This is a genomic window from Glycocaulis abyssi (assembly GCF_041429775.1).
Taxonomy (GTDB): domain Bacteria; phylum Pseudomonadota; class Alphaproteobacteria; order Caulobacterales; family Maricaulaceae; genus Glycocaulis; species Glycocaulis abyssi.
In genome coordinates, this window is the sequence record NZ_CP163421.1 from 984,251 (window position 1) to 1,009,097 (window position 24,847).

A 24,847-nucleotide genomic window follows, 5' to 3' on the forward strand; every position below is an offset into this window, starting at 1 on the left:
TAGGTTCGTACGGCCCATTTTCACATGTGGCAAAACCGCCACAGAATGGGGGAGCGCCAGGGGACATGATTTATCCCCGCAATCTGTCCGCGCTTTGGGGTGGAGATGAAAATACCCTCGTCATTCCAGAAGCGGCGTCAGCCGCTATCTGGAACCCAGCTTTTCGCCTGAATGTCTGGGTTCCGGGTCTCGCCTGCGGCTCGCCCGGAATGACGAGGTGAGTAGGTCCTCGCCCTTAATCTCTGGATGCCCGCCTGCGCGGGCATGACGAGTTACGGGCGTTGGCTGCTTGGCCGGGGCCATATCTGTCGCCGCAGCTTGCTGGGCTTTATGGGTCTCCCGTCGGGGCGGGAGACCCCGGTGGAGAGGTCAGTGGTCAAGCTGGCAGGTCATTCGAGAAGGCAAACTCTCCGGGGTCTCCCGCCCCGACGGGAGACCCAGAAAAAGGTTGCCGACGCTTCCGCCCTTTTCGCGTTTCACCGGCGATAAGCCGGTGCCCAGTCCTTTTCTGGATCCCGGCTTCCGCCGGGAAAACGCCGGGTGTGAGTTTGAACTTTGAAGTCTTGGGTCTCCCGTCGGGGCGGGAGACCCCGGTGGAGAGGTCTACCGGCAAAAATGCAATCCCCTCCCCCTGCATCATCACTGGCCATAAGGCCCGCCCGCCTGTATGAGGGCGCGCGAAAAGAACACTTAACTCCCCAAGACGTCAGGAACACCTCCATGACCTTCCCGGTCGAGAAACTGCGCAATATCGCCATCGTCGCCCACGTCGACCACGGCAAGACCACCCTTGTTGACAAGCTGCTGCGCCAGTCCGGCACGCTGGGCACGCGCGGCGAAGAAGTCGAAAGGGTGATGGATTCCAACGATCTGGAAAAAGAGCGCGGCATCACCATCCTGGCCAAGAACACCGCCGTCACCTGGGGCGACTGGCGCATCAACATTGTCGACACGCCCGGCCACGCCGATTTTGGCGGCGAGGTGGAGCGCGTCCTGTCCATGGTCGATTCGGTGCTGCTGCTGGTCGATGCGGTGGACGGCCCGATGCCGCAGACCACTTTCGTGACGAAAAAAGCGCTGGCGCTGGGCCTGAAACCCATCGTGGTCATCAACAAGATCGACCGGCCGAGCGCGCGCCCGGACTGGGTGGTGGACCAGACCTTCGATCTGTTTGACCGCCTCGGCGCGAATGACGAGCAGATGGACTTTCCGGTCGTCTACGCCTCCGCCCTGCAGGGCTTTGCCACGCTCGATCCGAACACCCAGACCGACAATATGGACGCGCTCTTCCAGACCATTGTGGAGCGCGTCTCACACCCGGACGTGGACCGCGACGGCCCGCTCCAGCTGCAGGTCTCGGCGCTCGATTACTCCAGCTATACCGGCGTGATCGGCATTGGCCGCATTCGGCGCGGCAAGCTGGCGCGCAACCAGCAGGTCGCGATTGCGGGCGCGGACGGCAAGACGCGCAAAGGCAAGGTGCTGCAGGTGTTCGGCTTCCACGGGCTGGAGCGCGTGGAGATGGACAGCGCCAGCGCGGGCGACATCATCACCTTCTCCGGCATTGATCCGCTCAATATTTCCGACACGCTGTGCGACCCGGAGCATGTGGAGGCGCTACCCGCCCTGGTGGTCGATGAGCCGACCATCTCGATGACCTTCCAGGTGAACGACTCTCCCTTTGCGGGCCGCGAAGGCAAGTTCGTCACCTCGCGCAACATCAAGGAGCGGCTGGACCGCGAGCTGATCCACAATGTGGCGCTGCGCGTGGTGCAGCTGGACGATGCCGATAAGTTCAAGGTGTCGGGCCGGGGCGAACTCCACCTGTCCATCCTGATCGAGACCATGCGCCGCGAAGGCTTTGAGCTGGCCGTCGGCCGCCCCGAAGTCATCACGAAAATGGTCGATGGCGTGGAGAGCGAGCCCTACGAGAACCTCACCATCGATGTGGAGGAAATCCACCAGGGCGGCGTGATGGAGCGCCTCGGCTCACGCAAGGCCGAGATGAAGAACATGGTGCCGGACGGCAATGGCCGGGTGCGCCTGGACTATATCGTTCCCACGCGCGGCCTCATTGGCTTCCGCTCTGAATTCCTGACCCTGACGCAAGGCTCCGGCCTGATGTTCCACAGCTTTGACCATTACGGGCCGAAGCAGGCGGGCGATGTCGGCCAGCGGCCCAAGGGCGCGATCATCTCCATGGAGACCGGCAAGGCACTGGCCTATGCGTTGTGGAATATCCAGGAGCGCGGCAAGCTCTTCATCGGCCACGCCACCGAAGTCTATGAGGGCATGATTATCGGTCTGAACTCCCGCGAGGAGGACATGATCGTGAACCCGCTTAAAGGAAAGAAGCTGACCAATATCCGCGCCGCCGGGGCCGACGAGGCCGTGGTCCTCGTCCCGCCCATCCGCGTGACGCTGGAATACGCGCTGGAGTTCATCAATGATGATGAGCTGGTCGAGGTGACGCCGCAATCGATCCGTATCCGCAAGAAATTGCTGCTGGAGCACGAGCGCAAAAAGGCCAGCCGCGAGAAGGCTTGATTTTTTGGGGTCGCAACGCGTCCGCGTTGCGATGTTCCGCGCACGAGCACGGGCGCGCGTTCGCGCTTGCGGCGCTGCGCGCCGAAATCCCTTTCCTCGTCATTCCGGGCGAGCGATGAGCGAGACCCGGAACCCAGTTTTTTTTGAATATGCTGGGTTCCGGATAAGCGCTTCGCGCTTTCCGGAATGACGAAGTCAGAGGGCTAACCCCGCTCGATCAGGCACGCGTCGCCATAGGAAAAGAAGCGGTAATTCTGCTCAATCGCGTGCGAATAGGCGGTGCGCATCACATCCAGCCTCGCCAGCGCGCTGACCAGCATGAAAAGGGTGGACTTTGGCAGGTGGAAATTGGTCAGCAGCGCCTCGGTTACCCGGAACGAATAGCCCGGCGTGATGAAGATAGCCGTTTCGGCGCTGCCCGCCCTCACCCGGCCCTCACGGTCGGCTGCGCTTTCCAGCGTGCGCAGCGCCGTGGTGCCGACCGGGATGATGCGCCGACCCTGATCCCGCGCGGTATTGATGGCCGTCGCGGCCTCCTCGCTGATCTCATACCATTCAGCATGCATGATATGCTCTGTGACGTTCTCCGTCTTCACCGGCAGGAAGGTGCCTGCGCCCACGTGAAGGGTCAGCTGGGTCGTCGCCACGCCCCTCGCCTCCAGCGCGGCGAACAAGCGGTCGGTGAAGTGCAATCCGGCGGTCGGCGCAGCGACAGAGCCCTTGCGGGCGGGGTCTGAGAACAATGTCTGGTAATCGGCGCGATCCTGAGCATCCGCACCGCGTTTCGAGGCGATGTAAGGGGGTAGTGGCGGGTTGCCCGCGCTTTCAAGTGCCACATCAAGCTCTGAGCCTGACACGTTGAATTGCATGGTGATATCGCCGCCATCGGACTTGGCGGTGACGATGCCAGACAGGCCGCCACTGAAATGAAGTTCATCACCCTCGCGCACGCGCTTGGCGGGCCGGGCAAAGGCGCGCCAGCTGTCCTCGCTCACGCGGGTATGCAGGTTCAGCTCGATGCGGGCCGGGCCGCCACCGCCAACCGCGCGCGCCGGCCGCTCCCCGGTCAGCGCCGCCGGGATGACGCTGGTATTGTTGAGCACCAGCAGATCGCCGGGCTGCAACAGCGCTGGCAGGTCCAGCATGGTGTGATCGCCCAGCGCCCCGCCCTGGCCCACATGTAACAGGCGCGCCGCGTCCCTCGGCCGGGCGGGCCTCAGCGCAATGCGGTCCTCTGGCAGGTGGAAATCAAAGTCGGAGAGTTTCATGGGGTGGCCGTGTCTTTTCCTCCCCCGTTTACGGGGGAGGTGTCAGCGTAGCTGACGGAGGGGGGGAGTATTTGTGCACCCCCCTCGCCCCTTTCAGGCGTTCGACGCTTCGCGTCTCACCCCGCCCGTAAACGGGGGGAGAAACCGCCATTACTACTGAACCGTCGCCTTCACGATCTTGCCCGGATTGCGGGGCGGTTCGCCCTTGGGCAGGGCGTCGACAAACTCCATGCCCTCTATCACCTCGCCCCAGACGGTGTAGCTATTGTCGAGATAGGGCACGGCATCCAGGCAGATGAAGAACTGGCTGTCGGCGGAATTGGGATCATTGGTGCGCGCCATCGACATGGTGCCGCGCACATGCGGCTCTGAATTGAACTCGGCCGGGATCTTGGTGCCAGACCCGCCCGTGCCGGTGCCGTTCGGGCAACCGCCCTGCGCGACGAAGCCATCAATCACGCGATGAAAGGTTACGCCATCATAAAAGCCGCTCTGCGCCAGTTCGGTAATGCGCGCGACATGCTTGGGGGCGAGATCGGGGCGAAAGCGGATTTTCACATCACCCCCGGTGTCGAGGGTGAAAATGAGGGTGTCGGACATGGGAGGCTCCGTTTCGGCAACAAGTGAGAGGGGCGGTTAAACCGCAAAAGAACAGGCGGGGCTAGTCCGCATGGTCATAGGGCACGTATCCCTTCCACGCCCAGGGCAGCCCCGTCTCGCCCAGCAGCGCATTGGCCAGATAGAGGAAGGTTGAATCCGCGCGCGCCCTATTGGAGAGGATGAGCAGGCAGCGCGCCGCCTCGATCAGGCAGAGCGCGTAATTATTGGTGCCGTCCTCATTGCCTTCCTTGAAGATGGCGCGGCCGTATGGGGTTTCATAAATCCCCCAGCCGAGACCATAGGAGAGGCCAATATCGGCGTTCTCATCGGTGTCTTCGGGCAGGTGAGAGGGAAACTGGCGGCTTGAGGTGATGGCGATTTGCGGCGCGGTCAGTTCGGCAAATGCCGCATCGCTGAGGCCCTCGCGCCGGGTCAGCCCGGCCAGAAAGGCGGCATAGTCATCCAGCGTGGTATCCATGGAACCCGCGACGACAACCCGGTTGCGCGGACGATACGCCACATACTCCCCATCACGCGTATAGCCATGGGCGAAATTGTCAGCGAAATCCTCGCGCCAGCTCATGGCCGTGCGCGTCATGCCAAACCGGTCAAATACCCGCGCCTGCATCTCTTCGCCGATGTCCAGCCCCAGCCCCTCCTCCAGCGCGAGCTGAAGGATTTGCAGCCCCTCGCCGGAATAGACATAGCGCTCGCCCGGCTCGAAGAAGAACACCAGACGCTGATCATCCAGGAACCAGCGCCAGTTGGGCAGGCCGGACGTGTGGGACAGCAATATGCGCGGCGTCAGCAGACGCCAACGCTCATCGCCCTCAAGATCGCCATAACGCTCATACTCCGGCAAGGGTTGGGGCAGCAGGTCGGCAATCGAGGCGTCGAGATCAACCAGCCCCTCGTCGGCAAGCTGGACTACCATGTAGCCGAACGCCGCCTTGGTCAGCGAGGCGCCATGCATCACCGTATCGGTCTGCAGCGGCAATTCATTGGCCACATCACGCCAGCCATAGGCGCGGGCGAACACCACTTCGCCATCGGCGACAAGCGCCAGCGTGAGGCCCGGCACGCCTGCGGCGTCCATATGGCGCTCGACTGTCTGGTGAATGTCAGCCGCGCTCAGCGCCGTCCCGTCAGGGCGGGTGTAGACGCCGTCGTCACCGGAAGCGGCACAGCCAGATATGGCAAAGCCTGCGGCAAGAACCGCGCAGACCGCCCGTATCAACGGGCCACCCGTACCGGCACCTCGATGTCGCAGACATCGGGCAGGCGGCCATTATTGGCGGCCTGCAGGGCTTCCAGATAAAGCGCGAAATCGGGTGTGTTGGTGTCAAACACCTCGATTGCCAGCCGGTCGTCCGCCGGCAACTCGCTGGCCATGCGCACGGACATGATGAAGTCGGGGCGGAAGCCCATCGTCTCGCCCATCGTGCCGACGCGGATGGCATTCACCGCGTCCTGACCGGCCCGGACACGTCCCCAGACCGTGTAGACCGCTTCGAGATGCGCCGGATTACCGGTGGTGATGTAGAACTGGCTGCGCGCCGAATTGGGATCATTGGTGCGTGCCATAGCCGCCGCGCCTCGGCAGTGCAGCAGCCATGACTCAACCCGGCCATCGGCGCGGATAGCCGCCTGGGCAAACGGGATGGTCGAGGCGGGGATGCCGTTCCAGAAACCGGCGCGCGCACGGGTGCTGGACTCGCGCGGATTGATCGCCCGGTCCTGCAGCTCGCTGATCGTTATATTGGTATCGAGGCCGCGGCTAATCATGAATTCTGCCTGCAGTGTGGGCCGGTCGGCAGCCAGCGCCGGATTGTCAGACGCGCCGCCGCCCTGCGCCATGAAATCACGGATCACACGGTGCCAGACCTTGCCATCGTAAAACCCCTCGCCCACCAGATCGCGGATACGCGCCACGTGATTGGGTGCAAATTCCGGTGTCAGCTCCACCCAGATATCGCCGTGCCGGGTGGAGATGACCAGCAGCCTGTCCGGATCAACGCTGCGCCATGCCGCCTCGGGCGCGTCCGCGATGATCTGGCGGGCGGCATCAGGGCCGGACGGAATACCGTCACGCGCATAACGGCTGCCATCAGCCTCCTGCGTGGCGGCCGTGTCAGCGTTGCGGGTATCGGTGGACGCATCCGCGCAGGCGGCCGCAGCCAGGGCAAAGGCGCTGACGCTCGCCGTCAGCAGGGCAGAAGCATATCGGATCATTTGGCAAATCTCTCCAGCACACGGGTCTTGATGGCGGGCGGCACGAAGGCGGTGATGTCCCCGCCCAGCCGGGCAATTTCCTTGACGAGCCGCGAGGCAATCGCCTGATGGCGCGGATCGGCCATAAGGAACACGGTCTCGATGTCAGGATTGAGGCGCTGGTTCATGCCGACCATCTGGAACTCGTACTCAAAGTCGGACACGGCGCGAAGGCCGCGGATGATCGAGCCAGCGCCCACCTCTTCGGCGAAATGCATGAGAAGGCCGGAAAACGGCTTCACCTCGATCACGGTCTCGCCGGTATATTCGCGCGTCAGGTCCAGCGCCATCTCCACGCGCTCATCGAGCGAGAAGAGCGGCTTCTTGTCCTCATTGCGGGCAATGCCGATGACCAGCTTGTCGTAGAGCTTCACCGCGCGGCGCACGATATCGATATGCCCGTTCGTCAGCGGATCGAACGTGCCAGGATACAGGGCGACGCGCTCTTTCATCAGCTTTCTCCAGATGGCCCGGTTTCCGGTGCCGTATCGGCATCGCCTGCAGCCCCGTCAGCCTCTTCCTCGCCCTCGGCTTCCTCGTTCTTGGCGATGCGCGCAACGGACACCACCTTTTCGTCATTGGCAAGACGGATCAGGCGCACGCCCTTGGTGGCGCGGCTGGCAATGCGCACGGTGCCGACCGGGAAGCGGATGAGCTGGCCACCATCGGTAACGGCCATCACGGTATCGCCTTCCTCAATCAGGAAGCAGGCCGCCAGCGGTTCGGGGAAGCGCTTGTCCTTGGTCCATACGCCCTGACCGCCCCGGCTCTGCGGGTAGTATTCATAGGAGATGACGCGCTTGCCCATGCCGGATTCCACGACATTGAGGAGTATCTCCTCATGGGCGCGAAGCTCCATATAGCGCACCTCGGAGAGGGTGATTTCCTCGCCCTCTTCCTCGTCGCCAGTCTCGATATCGGCTTCGGCCGCATCCAGCTCCTCATCGCCCTCATTGCGCATTTCGGCGCGGCGGCGCTTGAGATAGGCGCGCACTTCCGCCCGGCTGATCTCGACATGATTGAGGATAGCCATGGAGATGGCCGTGTCGCCCGTCTCCATGCGTATCCCGCGCACGCCGGTGGAATTACGGCTGGCGAACACGCGCACATCGGTGACGGGGAAGCGGATCGCCTTGCCTTTGGCTGTGGCCAGCAGCACGTCCTGCCCCTCATGACACAGGCGCACATCGAGGATCTGGCCGTCAGCCTCGTCCAGCTTCATGGCGATCTTGCCGTTGCGGTTCACCTGGACGAAATCCGACAGCTTGTTGCGCCGGACGCCGCCCGATGTGGTGGCGAACATCACATCAAACCGGCTCCATTCCGCCTCGTCCTCCGGCAGCGCCATGATGGAGGTGACGCGCGCGCCCTCGCCAAGCGTCGGCAGCAGGTTCGTCAGATATTTGCCCTTGGTGTTGGGCGCGCCCTGCGGCAGGCGCCAGGTCTTGGTCTTGTAGACCATGCCGTCGGAGGTGAAGAACAACAAAGGCGCGTGGGTGGAGGCAACAAACAGCGTGGAGACGAAATCCTCGTCCTTCATCGCCATGCCGGCACGCCCGCGCCCGCCCCGGTTCTGCGCCCGGTAGAGCGAGAGCGGGGTGCGCTTCACATAGCCGCCATGGGTAAGGGTGACGACCATCTCCTCGCGGGGGATCAGGTCTTCATCCTCGATCTCGAAATCACCCTCGACCAGCGCGGAGCGGCGCGGCACGCCGAAGCGCTCCTTGGCATCCAGCAGCTCGGCCTTGACGATCTCGCGGATGCGCACCGGGCTTTTGAGGATATCCAGCAGGTCGGCAATCTCGACCGCCAGCTTCTCCGCCTCGCCGGAAATCTCGTCACGCCCCAGCGCCGTCAGGCGGTTCAGGCGCAGTTCCAGAATGGCGCGCGCCTGCTCATCGGTCAGATGGATGGTCTGGTTGTCCAGAATTATCGAGCGCGGATCAGCCACGAGCGCCACCAGCGGGGCGATATCAGCCGCCGGCCAGGCACGCTCTTTAAGCTGCTCGCGGGCCGTCGCCGGATCGGGCGCTGCGCGGATCAGGCGGATCACCTCATCGATATTGGCCACCGCAATGCCCAGCCCGATCAGAATATGAGCGCGGTCGCGCGCCTTTTTCAGGTCGAACTTGGCCCGGCGGGCCGTCACTTCCTTGCGGAAGGCGATGAAGGTTTCGAGATAGGTCTTCAGCCCCGCCAGCTGCGGCTTGCCGCCAATCAGCGCCAGCATATTGACCCCGAACGAGGTCTGCAGCGGGCTCCAGCGGTAAAGCTGGTTCAGGATCACTTCGGCATTGGCATCGCGTTTCAGCTCGACCACCACGCGCATGCCCGAACGGTCGGACTCGTCGCGCAGGTCTGAAATGCCCTCGATGCGCTTTTCACGCACCAGCTCGGCGATCTTCTCGATCATCGAAGCCTTGTTCACCTGATAGGGAATTTCGTGAATGAGGATCGCCTGACGGTCCTTGCGGATTTCCTCGATCGACGTCTTGCCGCGCACCAGCACCGAGCCGCGCCCGGTCAAGAGGCCATTGCGCGCGCCCGTACGCCCGATGATCTCGCCGCCAGTGGGAAAATCCGGCGCCGGTACGTATTCCAGCAGATCGAGATCAGATAGTTCCGGGTCTTCCAGCAAAGCCACGGTGGCGTCCACCACCTCGCCCAGATTGTGCGGCGGGATATTGGTCGCCATGCCGACCGCGATACCGCCAGCGCCGTTTACCAGCAGGTTGGGGAAGCGGGCAGGCAGGACAATCGGCTCTTTTTCCGATGCGTCGTAGTTTTCCCGGTAATCGACCGTTTCCTTGTCGATATCGGCCAGCAGCGCCTCGGCGGGCTTGTCCATGCGCACTTCGGTGTAACGCATGGCGGCGGGCGGATCGCCATCGACCGAGCCGAAATTGCCCTGACCATCGAGGAGCTTCAGCCCCATCGAGAAGTCCTGCGCCATGCGCGCCAGCGCGTCATAGACCGCCTGGTCGCCGTGCGGGTGATATTTACCGATCACGTCACCGACAACGCGGGCCGATTTGCGGTATTGCTTGTCGTGAGTATAGCCCTGCTCGTGCATCGACCAGAGAATGCGCCGGTGAACGGGTTTCAGGCCGTCGCGCGCATCGGGGATGGCGCGGCTCACGATCACGCTCATCGCGTAATCGAGATAGGAGCGGCGCATCTCGTCCTCGATGGAGACCATGGGTCCGCCATCGGGCCGGGGCGGCTGGCCGCCCGCTGCGCCGCCATTCATGCCGTTCCCGCCAGCGCCGGATTCGTCAATATCGATATCGTCCGGGCCGGGCTCGTTCGGTGTGTCGCTCAAGCGTATCTGTCCTGTAGTCAGGCGGGCATGGAAGATGCCCCGCAAGGAATGGGTGCCAACAGCCGGAATCACGTGTCAGCAAAGCTGGAAAAGGGTTTACCAAGCCCCAGCCACAGGGGCAAACGATGAGGTGTTGTTGGGGGGCTTGCACTCAGTCCCGCAACGCACCCCCCGGTCGTAGCCGGGGGCAGGCCGCGTTGTGATGTTCCGCGAATACCCGCCTGCGCGAGCACAGGTAGTAGCGGGCGGGCGCCCTTGCGGCGCTACGCGCCGGTTAATTCCCACCAGACCACTCAACCGGGTTCCCGGGCTTGACCCGGGATCCAGCACTTTTTTCCGGACCTTCAGCCAATGTCTGGGTCCCCCGTCGGGGCGGGGGACCCCGGTTGAGAGGCTATTGAAAAACACTACCGGGACAGGACTGTCGCCCCGGCGCGCAGCGCCGAAAAGCGCGAACGCGCGCCCGAGCCTATGCGAGGAGCGACGCCTGGATGGGCGGAGCATCGAGAAAGTGTGGGTCCCTCGTCGGGGCGGGGGACCCCAGTTGAGAGGCCATTGAAAGATACTTCGACAGCTCCGCCCCCGAACCGGCAGCTATGGAACCGCCATCGCCCCGATGCTAGCCTCCGTGAAAACCGCAAGGGAGGCGATCCGATGAAACTCACACGCAGAGCCGCAACGTTTGGACTGGCCGCAGGCACCGGCCTGATAGCATCGGGCGTGAGCTTTGCGCGCCGCGATGACGACCCGCGCTGGAGCAACGCGCCGGACCTGCCCTTCCCGGTGCAGGAAATCTATCCCGCCCTGCTGGACGGCACGCTCTACGTGATTGGCGGCTTCGCGACCGGCATTTCGGAGCGTCCGCTGGACATTTCAGACCGTGTGCTGGCCCTCACCCCCGGCGTCGATGAGAGCTGGCGCGACCTGCCGCGCCTGCCCATCCCCACCCATCACCCGCAATGCGTCGGCCTTGACGGCACGCTCTACGCGATTGGAGGCTATACGACCGAGAATGCCGGGGTGTGGTCCAACACCGCTCGCGTCTGGACGCTGCGCCCCGGCGAGGACGACGAATGGCGCCAAGGCCCGGCCCTGCCCGGCCCGTGGTCGGAGAATGTGGCGGTAGCGCTGAATGGCCGCATTCATGTGTTGACCGGGCGGCGTCCGTCCGGCGTGGAAAATTCGGAATGGAACCACCAGTCGGACGTGACAGCGCATCTGGTGCTGGACCCGGCATCAGGTGAGTGGACGACGCTTGCCCCCTCGCCCAGCGCACGCAATTCAGCCGCTGCCGCCGTGATGAACGGGCTCATCCATGTGGTCGCAGGGCGCACCGTTTCTGGCGGCAATACGCCCGCACACGAGGTCTATGACCCGGCCAGCAATAGTTGGACCCTGGCCGCGCCCCTGCCCCAGCCGTCGCGCGGCCCGCGCGGCTCTGGCGGGCTGGCCGCCGCCAGCGTCGGCGACACGCTCTACGTGTTTGGCGGAGAATGGTTTGAAGAGGGTGGCGGCGTCTATGAGGAGGTGTGGGCCTGGCGTGCCGACACTGACAGCTGGGAAGCGGTCGCCACCATGCCGACGCCCCGTCACGGCCTTGGCGCCCACGCGCTGGATGGCGCGATCTACACCATTGGCGGAGCCGCCCAGCGCGGCGCGGTCGATACCAGCGCTGCGGTGGAAGTGTTCAGGCCGTAGGACGAAACGGACCCGCTGGCGCGGCGCTAGCGGGTCCAGCCGCTAACCTCGTTCAGGGCCGCTTCGGCGATGGCCGCGCGCAGGCGCACCTGGCTGGCCGGATCAGGCATGTCGATATTGAGCGCGAACAGCCAGGTCTCGCCCTCAAACTCCAGCCAGCCCACATACCAGCCAATGTCGGGTTCGCCATCGAAGCGCCAGCCCGTCTTGCCGCGCAAGGTCCACCCCTCACCGGAAGCCTGCTCCATCATCGCGATGACGGTTTCCATGTGAGCAGCGTCAAACGGCAGGGTGCGGGCCTGCAGACGGGCAAGGAAGCCCACCTGCTCACGCGCGCAGATCGCCAGCGGCCCGTCCAGCCAGAAGCGATCAACAAGGCCCGCCCCGCCGACATCACCATTGCCGTAGTCCAGCACGGCGATCTGCCCGCTCATGGCCTCATGGCCGAGCTGGCGCGTCCAGTGCTGATAGGCCCAGACGGTGGAGCGCTGGAACGCTTCGGCAAATGTCTGGTTCTGGTTCCACACCGCGAAGGCATGTTCGGTTCCGTCCCAGATCAGCGCGTCATCCACGCCAGAGACGATGCCAGATTGCAGCAGGATCAGGCTGTTGGGAATCTTGAACGTGGAGGCGGGAATGAAACGCTCGTCGAGCCGGTCCGCCCCGCCTGTCCACTCGGCACCATCAGAAACACGCTGGATGAGGATCGTACCGGTAACGCCGGCCTCATCCAGCAATTGGTCAAGCTCCTGCGCATGGGCCGGAGCCAGCAGCATCAAAATGACGGCCAGAAGGCCAAGATATCTCTTCACGCAAGCCTCCAGCGCCCGCCCGGATGGGTATGCCCCCTAGAACGGGATGTTGTCGTCCAGCGTGTCGGAAGCAAAACTTTCACGCGGGCGGTCATTGCCGCCAGAGGAACGGTCATCGGAGCGGCCATAATTGCCACCGCCCGAACCGCCGCCCTCGCCCTTGCTGTCCAGCATGGTCAGCTCGCCGCGATATTTTTGCAGAACGATCTCGGTGGAATAGCGGTCCTGCCCGTTCTGATCCTGCCATTTGCGGGTCTGCAGCGAGCCTTCAATGTAAACCTTGGCGCCTTTTTTCAGATAGTTCTCCGCCACCTTGGCGAGTGCCTCGTTGAAGATGACCACGTTGTGCCATTCGGTCTTTTCGCGGCGCTCTCCGGTGGATTTGTCGCGCCAGGTCTCAGACGTCGCGACGGGAAATTTCGCCATCCGGTCACCGGACGGCATGGCCTTGACCTCCGGGTCAGCGCCCAGATTGCCGATAATGATGACCTTGTTGATGCTGCCTGCCATATCCAAACCCCGTGCTTGCGCTTTTCTCTAAAATGTTCACATATTGTTCCGCCCGTCAACGGGCGAGTCGCCAGGTGAATTTTCGAGCGCATCTCACTCCATCACTGCCGGGGTGTCCATGCAGAGACTGACTCAAGGCCCGTGTAGCTATTGGCGCAGCCATACCTTATAATAAATTGCATGAGCGACACCCACTTCTCGTTTGAGCCGGATCCGGCGTCTCCGCACAATGCGAGGATAGCAAGTATTCTCGACCGGATGCTGGAGATGGAGCATGCACTGCAGAAAGAACAGCGGTTCGACCCGTGGCGGCTGGTTGCTCCCAACGCGGTTCTGCTTGCGGGGTTAGGCGTCCTCGCATTGATGGCGGCATTCAATTCTGGACTACCTATCGCTGAGATACAGCCGGGAAGAATGCTGCTAGGCGTTGTCATCGTCGCAGCAGGATTTGGATTCTATGGAGTTTCCACTGCACAGGCGGCCCGGCGGCGCATTCTTCAGCTCGAAGCGCTGCGTTTACAGAGGCGCGCCATGCTCGCAGCTCAAGCCATGGAACACGGCGAGGGAAGCCGCAGCGAGTGAGACCGTTTCATAATTGGCCGGCCCCCCGTATCCGCGAGGAATTTCACGTCCTGTCGCTCCGTTCCGCAACAGTTTACGGCAGGCTGGAAGGGCTCAAAGGCCATCGTACGCCCGGTATAGTCGCCATACTCGGAGGCGCGGGCCTATTCTTGGCGTCGGGTCCTGTCAGCCTGATTTTCGGCCTGATCGGCGCGTTTGGAGCCGCCGAACAGCTTCGCGTGTCCGCTCGAATCTATGCTGAAGAAATCAGATTGCGCCGTGAGCTTGCCGAGATCGGTGCCGATTTGTCTGACCTCGAAGACGAGGCGCGCCAGCAAGGCTGTAGGCTGCCTTAATGCAGCTCCTGAATAATGTTCGCTATTTGTTCTTGATGAACCTGGCGGAATAGGGCTTATATCGGCAGAACGCCGATTCCATGAAAGCTCTCCCCCATGGCCGACCCTTTGAAGCATATTTCGGTGCGCGGCGCGCGCGAGCATAATCTCAAAGACGTGTCAGTCGACCTGCCGCGCGACGAGCTGATCGTGTTCACCGGCCTGTCCGGGTCGGGCAAGTCCTCGCTGGCGTTCGACACCATCTATGCCGAGGGCCAGCGCCGCTATGTGGAGAGCCTTTCGGCCTATGCGCGCCAGTTCCTGGAGCTGATGAGCAAGCCGGATGTGGACTCCATCGAGGGTCTCTCGCCAGCGATCTCCATCGAGCAGAAGACCACCTCGAAAAACCCGCGCTCGACGGTCGGCACGGTCACCGAGATCTATGACTATATGCGCCTTCTGTGGGCGCGCGTCGGCATCCCCTACTCACCCGCCACGGGCCTGCCCATCACCTCGCAGACCGTCTCCCAGATGGTCGACCGGCTGATGGCGCTGGAGGATGGCACGCGGCTCTACCTGCTGGCGCCTATCGTGCGCGGGCGCAAGGGCGAATACCGCAAGGAGTTCGCCGAGCTGATGAAGCAGGGCTTCCAGCGGGTGAAGGTGGACGGCACCTATTACACGCTGGAAGAAGCCCCCGAACTCGACAAGAAGTTCAAGCACGACATTGACGTGGTGGTGGACCGGGTGGCCATCCGCGAGGGGCTGGAGCAGCGCCTGGCCGACAGCCTGGAGACCGCCCTGCGCCTCGCCGACGGCCTCGCCATGGCCGAATTTGCCGACAAGACCGATGACAAAGGCGCGCCGGAGCGCATCATCTTCTCGGAAAAATTCGCCTGCCCGGAGACCGGCTTCACCATCGAGGAAATCGAGCCGCGCCTGTTCTCCTTCAACAATCCGTTCGGCGCGTGCCCGGCCTGTGATGGCCTCGGCGTCAGCCTGAAGTTTGATGAGGCGATGATCGTCCCGGACCGGGAAAAGAGCCTGTATGAGGGCGCGGTTGCGCCGTGGAGCCGTGGCACCTCCAAGCTCTACCAGCAGACCTTGCAGGCGCTGGCCGACCATTATGGCGCCAACATGCACAAGCCATGGCGCACATTGCCGGAGAAGTTCCAGCGCACCGTGCTTTACGGCACCGCCGACAAGATCAAGTTCACCTATGAAGATGGCCTGCGCCAGTTCTCCACCACCAAGACGTTTGAAGGGGTAATCCCCAATCTGGAGCGGCGCTGGCGCGAGACGGACTCCGCCTGGGTGCGCGAGGAGCTGGGCCGCTTCCAGTCCAACCAGCCTTGCGAGACCTGCCACGGCAAGCGCCTGAAGCCCGAAGCGCTGGCGGTGAAGATCGGCGGCTATGACATCTCGCAGGCCGGTGAACACTCCATCCGCGAGGCGCTCAGCTGGTTTTCCAATATCGAGGAACGCCTGACCGACAAGGAACAGGAGATCGCCCGGCGTATCCTGAAAGAGATCCGTGACCGTCTGCGATTCCTGGTCGATGTGGGGCTGGATTATCTCACGCTCAGCCGAGCCTCCGGCACGCTGTCGGGCGGAGAGAGCCAGCGCATCCGCCTTGCCAGCCAGATCGGGTCGGGCCTGACCGGCGTGCTCTACGTGCTCGATGAGCCCTCTATCGGCCTGCACCAGCGCGATAACTCGCGTCTGCTGGAAAGCCTTCGGGGCCTGCGCGATCTCGGCAATACCGTGATCGTGGTGGAGCATGACGAGGAAGCTATCGAGACGGCCGATTATGTGGTCGATCTGGGGCCCGCTGCCGGAGTGCATGGCGGCGAAGTGGTGGCGCAAGGCAAGCCGGAAGACATCCGCGCCAATCCGAAAAGCCTGACCGGGCAATATCTCTCCGGCGCGCGCATGATCGAGGTGCCGGAAAAACGCCGCAAGATCGACAAGAAGCGCGTGCTGAAAGTGACAGGCGCGAGCGGCAATAACCTCAAAGACGTGACGGCGGAGTTTCCGCTGGGCGTCTTCACCTGCGTCACGGGCGTGTCGGGCGGCGGCAAGTCCACCCTGACGCTGGAAACGCTCTACAAGGCAGCCGCGCGCAAGCTAAACGGCGCAAGCGCGGTCCCTGCCCCGCACGAGACGGTGGAAGGGCTGGAATTCCTCGACAAGATCATCGATATCGACCAGTCGCCCATTGGCCGCACGCCGCGCTCCAACCCGGCGACCTATACCGGCGCGTTCACGCCCATCCGCGACTGGTTTGCCGGCCTGCCGGAGTCCAAGACGCGCGGCTACAAGCCGGGCCGCTTCTCCTTCAATGTGAAGGGCGGGCGCTGCGAGGCGTGTCAGGGCGACGGGGTGGTGAAGATCGAGATGCACTTCCTGCCCGATGTCTATGTCACCTGCGATGTGTGCCACGGCGCGCGCTTCAACCGCGAGACGCTGGAAGTGACCTTCAAGGGCAAATCCATTGCCGAGGTGCTGGACATGACGGTGGAGGAGGCCGCCGACTTCTTCCAGGCCGTGCCGTCGGTGCGCGACAAGATGGAAACCTTGAAACGTGTGGGCCTTGGCTATGTGAAGGTCGGCCAGCCCGCCACCCAGCTTTCAGGCGGCGAGGCGCAGCGGGTGAAGCTCTCCAAGGAGCTCTCCAAACGCGCCACGGGCCGCACGCTCTACATCCTTGATGAGCCGACCACAGGGCTTCATTTCGAGGACGTGAAGAAGCTGCTCGAAGTGCTCCACGAGCTGGTAGAGCAGGGCAATTCGGTGATCGTGATCGAGCATAATCTCGATGTCATCAAGACCGCTGACTGGATCATCGATCTCGGCCCGGAAGGCGGCGATGGCGGCGGCGAGATCGTCGCGGCCGGCACGCCCGAACACGTCGCAGGCGTGGAGAGAAGCTGGACCGGGCGCTATCTCAAGCCCGTGCTGGAGCGCGACATGGCCCGCCAGAAAGCGTTGAAACAGAAGGCGGGTTAGCGGGCTTCTGAACTCCCGGCCAAGCGCAGCGCCGGATGCACAATCAGCCCTCGTCCTTCGAGACGGCCTTCGGCCTCCTCAGGATGAGGGCTAGGGTTGTGCTTTTCCCTCATGCTGAGGGTGAGCGAAGCGAACGTCTCGAAGGACGAGGGAAAAGCCCCTCAAACGGAGGCCCGGATCGCTGCGCGTCCGGGGTTTCAACGCAATGGAAGCCCCCTACGCCTTCCTCGCCCGCATACGCAGGAACACGATCAGGCTAAGCGTGAGAAACACGCCCGGCTGGACCAGCAGGTGCGGGCCGACCTCCGTAGCTTCCACGCCCGCCATGCCGGTCGCCCGCTCCAGCACCTCGGCGAAGAGATCGCCCGGTGTGCGCTCCGGCTCGCTCACCTGCATCATCGCCAGCGGCATCAGGACCGCCGCCGCGTTGAACGTGCCGTGGGCAGCGGCTGCGCCCCACACCCCGCGCTCGGCATAGGCGTAGAGCGCGAAAAACAGCCCCGTCGCGGCAATCCCGAACACGGCCATCAGGCCATAGGCGACGCCGGACACCATCACATGCAGATGGAAGGCGCCAAAGATCACGCTGGAGCCGATAATGGCCGCCACCGCGCCCCAGCGCGCGGTCAGCGTGCTCATCAGCCAGCCGCGGAAGATGACCTCCTCCGCCCCGCCCTGAATGAGGAAGGTGATAATCGCAAACAGGGCAAACCCGATAAAGGCTCCGCCCGCCAGCACCGCCCAGTCGGCATCATCGGGCCCGGTCATGTCGCGCATCTCCTCCGGCACCGCGCCGGGCGCAATTGCGGTGAGCGCGGCCATCACCCCGCCCAGCAGCACGACAAGGCCCACACCGATGGCAAGACCGCGCAGATAGCGCGCCAGCCAGCGATTGGCCGTAAAGCCCATCGACGCGAAACTGCGCCGTTCAAACGCCTTCGCCCACACGATGATGAGCGCCGCCCACAGGGCGAACTGCATGAGTATGCCCGGCAGCATGACATCGCCGGAAACCGCCGCCTCGCCCTGTTCGGCCACGGCCTCCAGCCCGCCCGGCGCGCCGGCAGCGGCCACCGCCATGAGAATCACCAGGGGGATGGCGGAAATGGCGTAGGTGAGGATCAGGATAAACGGCGTTGACCAGCCATAGCTGCGCCGCGATGCGGGTGCCCACGGGGCGTAGAGCGCCTGCCAGCTCGGCGGGACGAGAGCCTGCTCAGCCATGCGTATCAGCCCTCTGACGGCGCGTTGCCGACCGACTCGGCCGGTGCGGCGAGATCGGTCTCCACCGGGCCATCGCCGCCATCATGGCGCACGGCCGCGTAGGCGCCGACGCCATGCCACAACCCTTCAAACGCGATCTGGAACACCAGCTGAGCGAAGACCATCACGCACAGGGCGATAATGGCCGCCGGGCTGGTGAGGATGCTGGCAATCATCTCGCGGACCTGCTGCGGGTCCGGGTCCACACCGCTCATCAGATCAGCCCAGAACGGCGCCATCGCCCCCATCATGCCGCCCATCACGGCAATCTGCTGGACAATGGAGAGGACCATCGAGCCGCCAATCGCGATAAGAATCAGCACGAAATAGGTCAGCACCAGCCAGCCCACTATGCGCTTCGTCGCCGCAAAGGAGTGGAACAGGCGAAAGCCCTTCTGGCGCACGGTGAGCGCCGGACCAGCGGCAAACCGCACGCAGATGATGATCGCCGCCACCACAAAACCGACCACCGCGATAAACCAGATCAGCCCGTTGAGCAGAGCCGCCCATAGCGCGCCATCGGCTGCGGAATTGATGCCCATGGTGGTGACAACAATCAGCCCGAAGAACAGCGCACCCGCGACATAGCCCGCGATCACGAACGCCACCAGGCACAGATTGACCAGCAGCAGGCGGCCCTCGTCTGCGCCCAGGCGGAAGGGAATGCCGCCCGCCACCTCGTTGCGCGTCATCAGCCGCAGCCAGGCGGCTTGCGCCATCAGCGCGACAACAAGCGAGGCGATCACGATCACCGGTGAGAGGGCCAGCAATGTCCCCGCGGCGGCAAACACATCGCTCGGATCGGGATCGTTTGTTGTGGCGGCCAGTTCCAGAATGGACTGGATGGCAGGCAGGCCGAAAACCAGCAGGGTGCCGACTATCACCCCATAGGCGATGATCTGCCACAGCGCGATCGTGAACGCGCCGCCCGGATTGCGGCCTACGCATTTGAAAAACCAGAAGGCCGCGCTGGTGAAATCGTACTTCGCGTCTGTGGTGGTGGTCATGGTGATTGTCCCTGCCCAGTGCCGATATGGCCGGAACGTATCACGCGCCCGTGAACGCGCCACCGTCTATCAGGCGTTTATGACGCAAATTTCATGTAGAGGCGGGCATGCAGGCCCATCAGGGGCGTCAGTACGAACGCCACCGAGCCGCCGACCAGCACTGCGCGCAACAGCGCAATGACGACGGGATCGAGCGTGTCAGCGCGTACGCCTTGTGCCGGGTTGTAGCCGGTTGCGCCCTCGACAAGGAAGGCAAAGGCGGCCAGCAGCGCGATGCCGGGCAGCACGGCCAGCGTGCCGGTGATGAAGCCGCCAAGCCCGCGCCCCTGCAGGATCGGCCAGGCCGCCAGAAGCTGCACCTTGCCGCGCGCCAGCGTGGCCGGAATACCAGGCAACAGACGCGAGATGAACCAGAGCGCGAACGCCCCGAACACCGCAATCAACGCCGCCGCGATCAGCCATTCAGCGGTGTTGAACAGGCTGAATATGTTCACAAAGCCTTCGGGCGGTTCGGTCAGGCCGGTGCGTTCCGCGCCCAGTATAGCCAGCGCCCCCAGCATGAATGCCAGCATGACAAACGCCGTCCCCAGCACGGTCAGCACGAGTATCACCGTCAGACCCGCCACCAGTACCAGCCGCGACACGTCGCGCGCGCGCTCCTTGATATCTCCGGCTTCCAGGCCCAGCGCCGGACGCGTGACCAGTACGGCGGCAATCACCCAGGCATGAAAGCCCAGGATGAAGAGCAGCGTGACCCCGATCAGGCCCGGCCCGGCCTCTCCGGTGAGCGAGAAGGCCAGCGCTTCGAGCGCGGCCACGCCCGCGCACAGGGCGCTGGCCGCCAGAACAGCGCGGGGATGGCGGGCGATAAGGGCAAGCCCGTCTTTCAGGGCGTCAGCATGGATGAGTGTCATGGCAGCGGGACTTAGCCCGCTCTGCCCGGTCTGCCAAGGATCACTGTGACGCAGGGGCAGGTTGATCGGCGCGGCAGATTTCTATGGTCTGGTGTCGATGAACGAGAGGGCGTGTGCACGGCGTCAACGCAATCACCCGACTCTCAAGGTACGGGCGCACCCCTCGCTGATCGCGGGGACTCATCGCCTCAAGTGCGGCTGATACGGATTCCGCTGGATATTCGAACAAAAACTGAGGCTGTGAGCGGGTATTCCAGCCGTCCGGCCCAACCCCGTCGAGCGTCCGGTCCCGCCTGGCTCGCCCGAAGATGACGATAGCAGCTGGCGCGTCCGGATCGGCAACAGCGCGCAGATCAATCTGTCCGGCCTGCAGCTCAAGACATGTTGAAGGCGCTGCCAGGAAAGGTGACCGCCGGATCTCGCGATCTGTGGCGCGCCCTTCGCCCGGTGACACACCGTGCACGTCGACAACCTGCCGGTAAGGCGGGGGAAGCTGCTGGCCGCACTCGCTCTCATGACGCGCGGCAACCCATAACCAGTATTCGGCCGCTGGCTGCGACTGCGCAACATACCGGCCAATCGCGGCAATGAACGCAATCCGGGCACCATCATTGACAAACGCTTCCTCGTCGCGCCGGGCGCGCTCCAGAAGGAGTTCGGCAGCCGTTCCGGCAGCAATCGCATCGCCACCACGCCACAGGGTATCAACCTGACGCACGCACTCATCCAGCGGCACACTCGGCTGGCACGGCTTGCCGGCCATGGCCAGGGCACCGGTCACCGCTAGTGCCGCCACAGAGATCATTGGATGGTAAACTCGAACATGGTCTGCAATCCACGTTCGGCCACCGGCTGGCCATCTTCCGTTCGCGGCGTATAGCGCCAGCGCCGGACGGCGTTTACGGCAGCCCTGCCGAAGGTCGAATAGGGCACAGAGAAGATGACCTCGATATTCTCCGGTCTGCCGGTTGCAGACACATCAAACTGGACCATGGCGGTCCCCTCCGCCCCAGCCTGCATTGCATCATAAGGATAGCTCGGCGGGCGGCGGTCCTGCGGGAGGGCGATCTGCACCTCGACACCGTCCAGCCCGTCATCTTCCGGTGGCTCTGATTCTGGATACTCAAACTCGAAATCAAACAGCGCTGACGCCATCACGCGCTCGAACAGGTCTTCACGTTCACGGTCAGTCATATTCCGGCGCAGGTACCGGAGCCATGCGTCCATGGCCTCGTGCTGACTATCTGCCCAGCCAAGTGCCTCACTGATTTCCGTGGACAGGGTAAGGTAAAACGCCATGCTTTGCGTGTCGCGCGTCAGGCTGCGGCCGACCGCAGCCAGCTTGGCCAGCGCCATGGTGCGTTGCGTCACCGACGGTCCAATCCGCTCTAGCATGTCGAGCGCCTCAACGGCCGCCGCGCCAGCCTGCCGTGTCCGCCCCGCATCCCAGAGCGACTGCGCGCGTATGTTGTGAATGGTGTAAAGATGCGCGTCCGGCCCCGCATCGCCGATCTCGGCAAGGTAGGCGTCGGCGCGCTGCCTGGCCTCTGTCATCCGGGACGCCATGAAATAGGACAATGCCGCGTTATGCATGGCAGATGAAAGGGCGTCGCCGTCGGCACCTGTGCGGCGCAGAACTTCAACCGTGGCGTCCCAGGCCGCGCCGGCACGGGCATGCTCCTCGATATCGGAATAAAGCTGCGCCCGGTTCTCCGCCAGCGCGGCCAGCGTCTCGTCATCAATGCCCGCCGCCACACCGGCCTGCCAGGCTTCCTCGGCATGCGGCGCCGCCGCTTCCAGATCATCAGCCTCGATCGCGGCCATATAGGCACGGTAAGGCTCCATCACTGATGGCGGAATGGCATGGGCCGCGCCCGGCAGCCACATGCCCGCCAGAACAAGCCCCAGAACGGGTATCAGGAATTTCAGCATGGCCCCCTCATGCATGTCTGCTCGCGCCGAGATTGCGCGCGGCCCCGTTAACCGTCAATCACAAAACCGGCCGCCTGCCTGCCAGCAGCGGGTGGCATTTGAGCCGCGCAGCCAGCAGCGCTATATGGGCGCCATGACACAGACCTCACCCATACACATTATTGGCGGCGGCATGGCCGGTTCGGAAGCGGCCTGGCAGGCGGCAGAGGCTGGCGCGCGCGTTACCTTGCACGAAATGCGCCCGGTACGCCGCACCGAAGCCCACCAGACAGATGGCCTCGCGGAGCTGGTCTGTTCCAACTCCTTCCGCTCCGACGACCATGAGACCAATGCGGTCGGCCTCTTACACGAGGAGATGCGCCGGGCGAACTCGCTCATCATGGCGACGGGCGATGTGAACCAGGTGCCCGCCGGCGGCGCGCTGGCAGTTGATCGCGAGGCGTTTTCCCGCGCCGTCACGGCGAAGCTGGAAGCGCACCCGAATATCGAGATACGCCGCGAGGAGATTGCCGGTCTGCCGCCGGAAGACTGGAACAATGTGATCGTGGCGACCGGCCCCCTCACCTCGCCTGCCCTCGCCGAAGCGGTGCATAGTCTGACCGGTGAAGGCGAGCTTGCCTTCTTTGATGCCATCGCGCCGATCATCTTTGCCGACAGCATCGATATGGGCGTGGCGTGGAAGCAGTCACGCTATGACAAGGGCGAAACGGAGGAAGACCGCGCCGCCTATATCAACTGCCCGATGGACCGCGAGCAGTATCACGCCTTCGTCGAAGCACTGCTGGCCGGCGACAAGACGGTGTTCCGGGACTGGGAGAAGGACACGCCCTATTTCGAAGCCTGCCTGCCCATCGAAGTAATGGCCGAGCGGGGCATCGAGACGCTGCGCCACGGGCCGATGAAGCCGCGCGGCCTGACCAATGCCCACAAGCCGGGCGAGAAGCCCTATGCGGTCGTCCAGCTGCGCCAGGACAATGCCCACGGCACGCTCTTCAACATGGTCGGCTTCCAGACCAAGCTGAAATACGGCGCGCAGACCGACATTTTCCGCATGATACCGGGGCTGGAGAACGCGCAGTTCGCCCGGCTGGGCGGTATTCACAGGAACACATTCCTGAACTCACCCAAGCTGCTCGACCCGGTAATGCGCCTCAAAGCCCGGCCCGCGCTTCGCTTTGCCGGCCAGATCACCGGCGTTGAGGGCTATGTGGAAAGCGCGGCCATGGGGCTGCTCGCGGGCCGGTTTGCCGCCGCAGAGCGTCTTGGCCAGCCTGTTACGCCGCCGCCACCTACGACAGCGCTCGGCGCGCTGCTGATGCACATCACCACCGGCCATGTGCCGGGCCGCAAGGGCGCGTTCCAGCCGATGAATGTCAATTTCGGCCTGTTTCCGGATATGCAGGGGCCATCGAAGGGCCCCAATGGCGAGCGCCTGCGCGGGGCCGCCAAGGCGCAAGCCAAGAAGCGGCTGATGACGGCGCGTGCGCTGGCCGATTGCGATGCGTGGATCAACCAACCCGAGGCGGCCTGAAGCGCAACCCGCTCACCCTCGTATCGAGAAGCTGAACTGGGTAACGAAGCCCCGGCACCAGACCGGCTCGCCATCAATGGTTCGCGGCGAATACCGCCACCTTTCGACCATCCTGACCGCCTCTACACCGAAATCGGAGTAAGGCAGGGAGTACAGCACCCGGATATTATCGGTCCCGCCTTCGGGATTGATGTCAAAGCGGACCACCGCAAAACCTTCGGCACCGGCAAGTCCGGCGCGGATCGGATAGCGTGGATGTCCGCCTTCCAGCAATTCCGCGTCTACGCAATTGTCTCCGCATTCCAGGCGCTGGCGCGCAAGGCGGCGCTCACGAGCCTCAGGGGGCAGAAGGTAACCGGCCTGGGACAGCTGCCGGTCCAGATCGATGAGTTCACCGCTCGAGAGCTTATTGCGCAGATACTCGGTCCACAGCTCCATGGCATCGACCGTTTCTCCTTCCATGCCGGCGGATGCGAGGAAGTAATGGGCCGCGGACAGCCAGAATGCGGCGCGGCTGTCAGACGACATGTGCGGCTGCACGCGCGACCCTGTGCGTGGCCGGCTCCGTTCGGCCTGCAGAAACTCCGCCACTCCGGCATGAAAGGCCAGCATGCCCATGGTTGCCGATGGCGGCGCAGCCGCCAGCAAGTCCGACTCCAGCCCCTCACGAGCAATCAGTCCCGCCGGCACATGCCGGCCGGCGCGCGCGCGTTCGGTGACTTCCGTCAGGATAATCTGACTTGCCTCTTCACCAACACTGCTATCGGTAAGGTCGGCGCGGCCTATCCTGTCGCGTGCATTCGCAATATAGGTGACAGCATCGCGCGTCAGCCGCCCATCTAACGCCGACAACGCCGCCAGACGCCATGTCTGCGCCCGGGTCAGCCAGTCCTCATTAAGCCCGTCCAGCAGCTCCGCTGACGCGGCATAGGCACGCGCCGCGTCCCTGTGCTGGCCCAGCGCCGCCAGCAACTCGGCATGATTATCGGTGAGCACGGCCAGCGTGAACGGGTCAATCCGGGCGGACTCGCCAGCTGACCTCGCAGCACCAGCCGCTTCAAGTGCCGCTTCCAGATCACCCGCTTCGAGGGCCTGCGTGTACGCGACATAGGGTTGCGTCACCGATTCCGGCAAATCCTGCGGCCAGGCGGCCGACACAAAAAACACCCATGGCGCCGATCAGCGCGGCGCAGATAAACCACAGTTTTTTCAAGCTATCCCCCACCTTTCAAATCAGCTTCCAGTTGAGCGGATAAGAACTGTCAAC

At 63.7% G+C, this 24,847-nt stretch carries 20 protein-coding genes; 5 read left to right on the forward strand and 15 right to left on the reverse strand.

Annotated elements, in window-relative coordinates:
• The first annotated feature begins 720 nt into the window (after window positions 1-720).
• Window positions 721-2,547, forward strand: a complete 1,827-nt coding sequence (gene typA, locus AB6B38_RS04855; protein WP_371394646.1) for a translational GTPase TypA — start codon at window positions 721-723, stop codon at window positions 2,545-2,547.
• 203 nt (window positions 2,548-2,750) lie between these two features.
• Here the strand turns inward: typA and queA are convergent, their stop codons facing one another.
• From queA to gyrA, 6 genes are all read right to left on the reverse strand, one after another.
• The gene (queA, locus tag AB6B38_RS04860; RefSeq protein WP_371394647.1) at window positions 2,751-3,815 is read right to left on the reverse strand and encodes a tRNA preQ1(34) S-adenosylmethionine ribosyltransferase-isomerase QueA; all 1,065 of its coding nucleotides are present in this window, start codon (window positions 3,813-3,815) and stop codon (window positions 2,751-2,753) included.
• 153 nt (window positions 3,816-3,968) lie between these two features.
• Window positions 3,969-4,415 carry a peptidylprolyl isomerase gene (locus AB6B38_RS04865; protein WP_371394648.1) on the reverse strand — a complete coding sequence of 149 codons (447 nt, stop codon included), beginning with the start codon at window positions 4,413-4,415 and terminating at the stop codon, window positions 3,969-3,971.
• A gap of 61 nt (window positions 4,416-4,476) precedes the next feature.
• Window positions 4,477-5,652, reverse strand: coding sequence for a serine hydrolase domain-containing protein (locus tag AB6B38_RS04870; RefSeq protein WP_371394649.1), 1,176 nt, complete (start codon window positions 5,650-5,652; stop codon window positions 4,477-4,479).
• Window positions 5,649-6,647, reverse strand: a complete 999-nt coding sequence (locus AB6B38_RS04875; protein WP_371394650.1) for a peptidylprolyl isomerase — start codon at window positions 6,645-6,647, stop codon at window positions 5,649-5,651. Before AB6B38_RS04875 ends, AB6B38_RS04870 begins: the two co-directional genes overlap by 4 nt.
• A complete protein-coding gene (gene coaD / locus AB6B38_RS04880; protein WP_371394651.1) occupies window positions 6,644-7,138 on the reverse strand; it encodes a pantetheine-phosphate adenylyltransferase in 495 nt (164 codons plus the stop codon). Before coaD ends, AB6B38_RS04875 begins: the two co-directional genes overlap by 4 nt.
• The gene (gene gyrA / locus AB6B38_RS04885) at window positions 7,138-10,008 is read right to left on the reverse strand and encodes a DNA gyrase subunit A (RefSeq protein WP_371394652.1); all 2,871 of its coding nucleotides are present in this window, start codon (window positions 10,006-10,008) and stop codon (window positions 7,138-7,140) included. Before gyrA ends, coaD begins: the two co-directional genes overlap by 1 nt.
• Window positions 10,009-10,662: 654 nt before the next feature.
• Here gyrA and AB6B38_RS04890 point away from each other — a divergent pair.
• Window positions 10,663-11,706 carry a Kelch repeat-containing protein gene (locus tag AB6B38_RS04890; RefSeq protein ID WP_371394653.1) on the forward strand — a complete coding sequence of 348 codons (1,044 nt, stop codon included), beginning with the start codon at window positions 10,663-10,665 and terminating at the stop codon, window positions 11,704-11,706.
• 26 nt (window positions 11,707-11,732) lie between these two features.
• Here the strand turns inward: AB6B38_RS04890 and AB6B38_RS04895 are convergent, their stop codons facing one another.
• Together AB6B38_RS04895 and ssb are read right to left on the reverse strand one after the other, a co-directional pair.
• Window positions 11,733-12,518 (reverse strand): penicillin-binding transpeptidase domain-containing protein, encoded by a 786-nt coding sequence (locus AB6B38_RS04895; RefSeq protein WP_371394654.1) that lies wholly within the window; start codon window positions 12,516-12,518, stop codon window positions 11,733-11,735.
• Window positions 12,519-12,554: 36 nt separating this feature from the next.
• The gene (gene ssb, locus AB6B38_RS04900) at window positions 12,555-13,028 is read right to left on the reverse strand and encodes a single-stranded DNA-binding protein (RefSeq protein ID WP_371394655.1); all 474 of its coding nucleotides are present in this window, start codon (window positions 13,026-13,028) and stop codon (window positions 12,555-12,557) included.
• Window positions 13,029-13,208: 180 nt separating this feature from the next.
• On the opposite strand from ssb, the gene AB6B38_RS04905 reads away from it, so the two are divergent.
• The gene (locus AB6B38_RS04905; RefSeq protein WP_371394656.1) at window positions 13,209-13,610 is read left to right on the forward strand and encodes a hypothetical protein; all 402 of its coding nucleotides are present in this window, start codon (window positions 13,209-13,211) and stop codon (window positions 13,608-13,610) included.
• Between the two features lie 143 nt (window positions 13,611-13,753).
• Here AB6B38_RS04905 and AB6B38_RS04910 read toward each other — a convergent pair whose 3' ends face one another.
• Window positions 13,754-13,927: a hypothetical protein gene (locus AB6B38_RS04910; protein ID WP_371394657.1), complete on the reverse strand. Its 174-nt coding sequence runs from the start codon at window positions 13,925-13,927 to the stop codon at window positions 13,754-13,756.
• 114 nt (window positions 13,928-14,041) lie between these two features.
• Here AB6B38_RS04910 and uvrA point away from each other — a divergent pair, with 114 nt between their 5' ends.
• A complete protein-coding gene (gene uvrA, locus AB6B38_RS04915) occupies window positions 14,042-16,933 on the forward strand; it encodes an excinuclease ABC subunit UvrA (RefSeq protein ID WP_371394658.1) in 2,892 nt (963 codons plus the stop codon).
• A gap of 216 nt (window positions 16,934-17,149) precedes the next feature.
• Here the strand turns inward: uvrA and AB6B38_RS04920 are convergent, their stop codons facing one another.
• The 5 genes from AB6B38_RS04920 to AB6B38_RS04940 form a co-directional block, all read right to left on the reverse strand.
• A complete protein-coding gene (locus AB6B38_RS04920) occupies window positions 17,150-18,157 on the reverse strand; it encodes a lysostaphin resistance A-like protein (RefSeq protein ID WP_371394659.1) in 1,008 nt (335 codons plus the stop codon).
• Window positions 18,158-18,162: 5 nt separating this feature from the next.
• Window positions 18,163-19,203, reverse strand: a complete 1,041-nt coding sequence (locus AB6B38_RS04925) for a hypothetical protein (protein ID WP_371394660.1) — start codon at window positions 19,201-19,203, stop codon at window positions 18,163-18,165.
• Between the two features lie 77 nt (window positions 19,204-19,280).
• Window positions 19,281-20,117, reverse strand: a complete 837-nt coding sequence (locus AB6B38_RS04930) for a hypothetical protein (protein ID WP_371394661.1) — start codon at window positions 20,115-20,117, stop codon at window positions 19,281-19,283.
• Window positions 20,118-20,157: 40 nt separating this feature from the next.
• Window positions 20,158-20,898 (reverse strand): hypothetical protein, encoded by a 741-nt coding sequence (locus AB6B38_RS04935; RefSeq protein ID WP_371394662.1) that lies wholly within the window; start codon window positions 20,896-20,898, stop codon window positions 20,158-20,160.
• 20 nt (window positions 20,899-20,918) lie between these two features.
• Window positions 20,919-22,049, reverse strand: a complete 1,131-nt coding sequence (locus tag AB6B38_RS04940) for an energy transducer TonB (protein ID WP_371394663.1) — start codon at window positions 22,047-22,049, stop codon at window positions 20,919-20,921.
• A 133-nt stretch (window positions 22,050-22,182) separates the two neighbouring features.
• Here AB6B38_RS04940 and trmFO point away from each other — a divergent pair, with 133 nt between their 5' ends.
• On the forward strand, window positions 22,183-23,580 hold the full coding sequence (trmFO, locus tag AB6B38_RS04945) for a methylenetetrahydrofolate--tRNA-(uracil(54)-C(5))-methyltransferase (FADH(2)-oxidizing) TrmFO (RefSeq protein WP_371395073.1): 1,398 nt from the start codon (window positions 22,183-22,185) through the stop codon (window positions 23,578-23,580).
• A 12-nt stretch (window positions 23,581-23,592) separates the two neighbouring features.
• Here the strand turns inward: trmFO and AB6B38_RS04950 are convergent, their stop codons facing one another.
• Entirely contained in the window at window positions 23,593-24,747 is a 1,155-nt protein-coding gene (locus AB6B38_RS04950) for an energy transducer TonB (protein ID WP_371394664.1), read from the reverse strand.
• Window positions 24,748-24,847 lie beyond the last annotated feature (100 nt).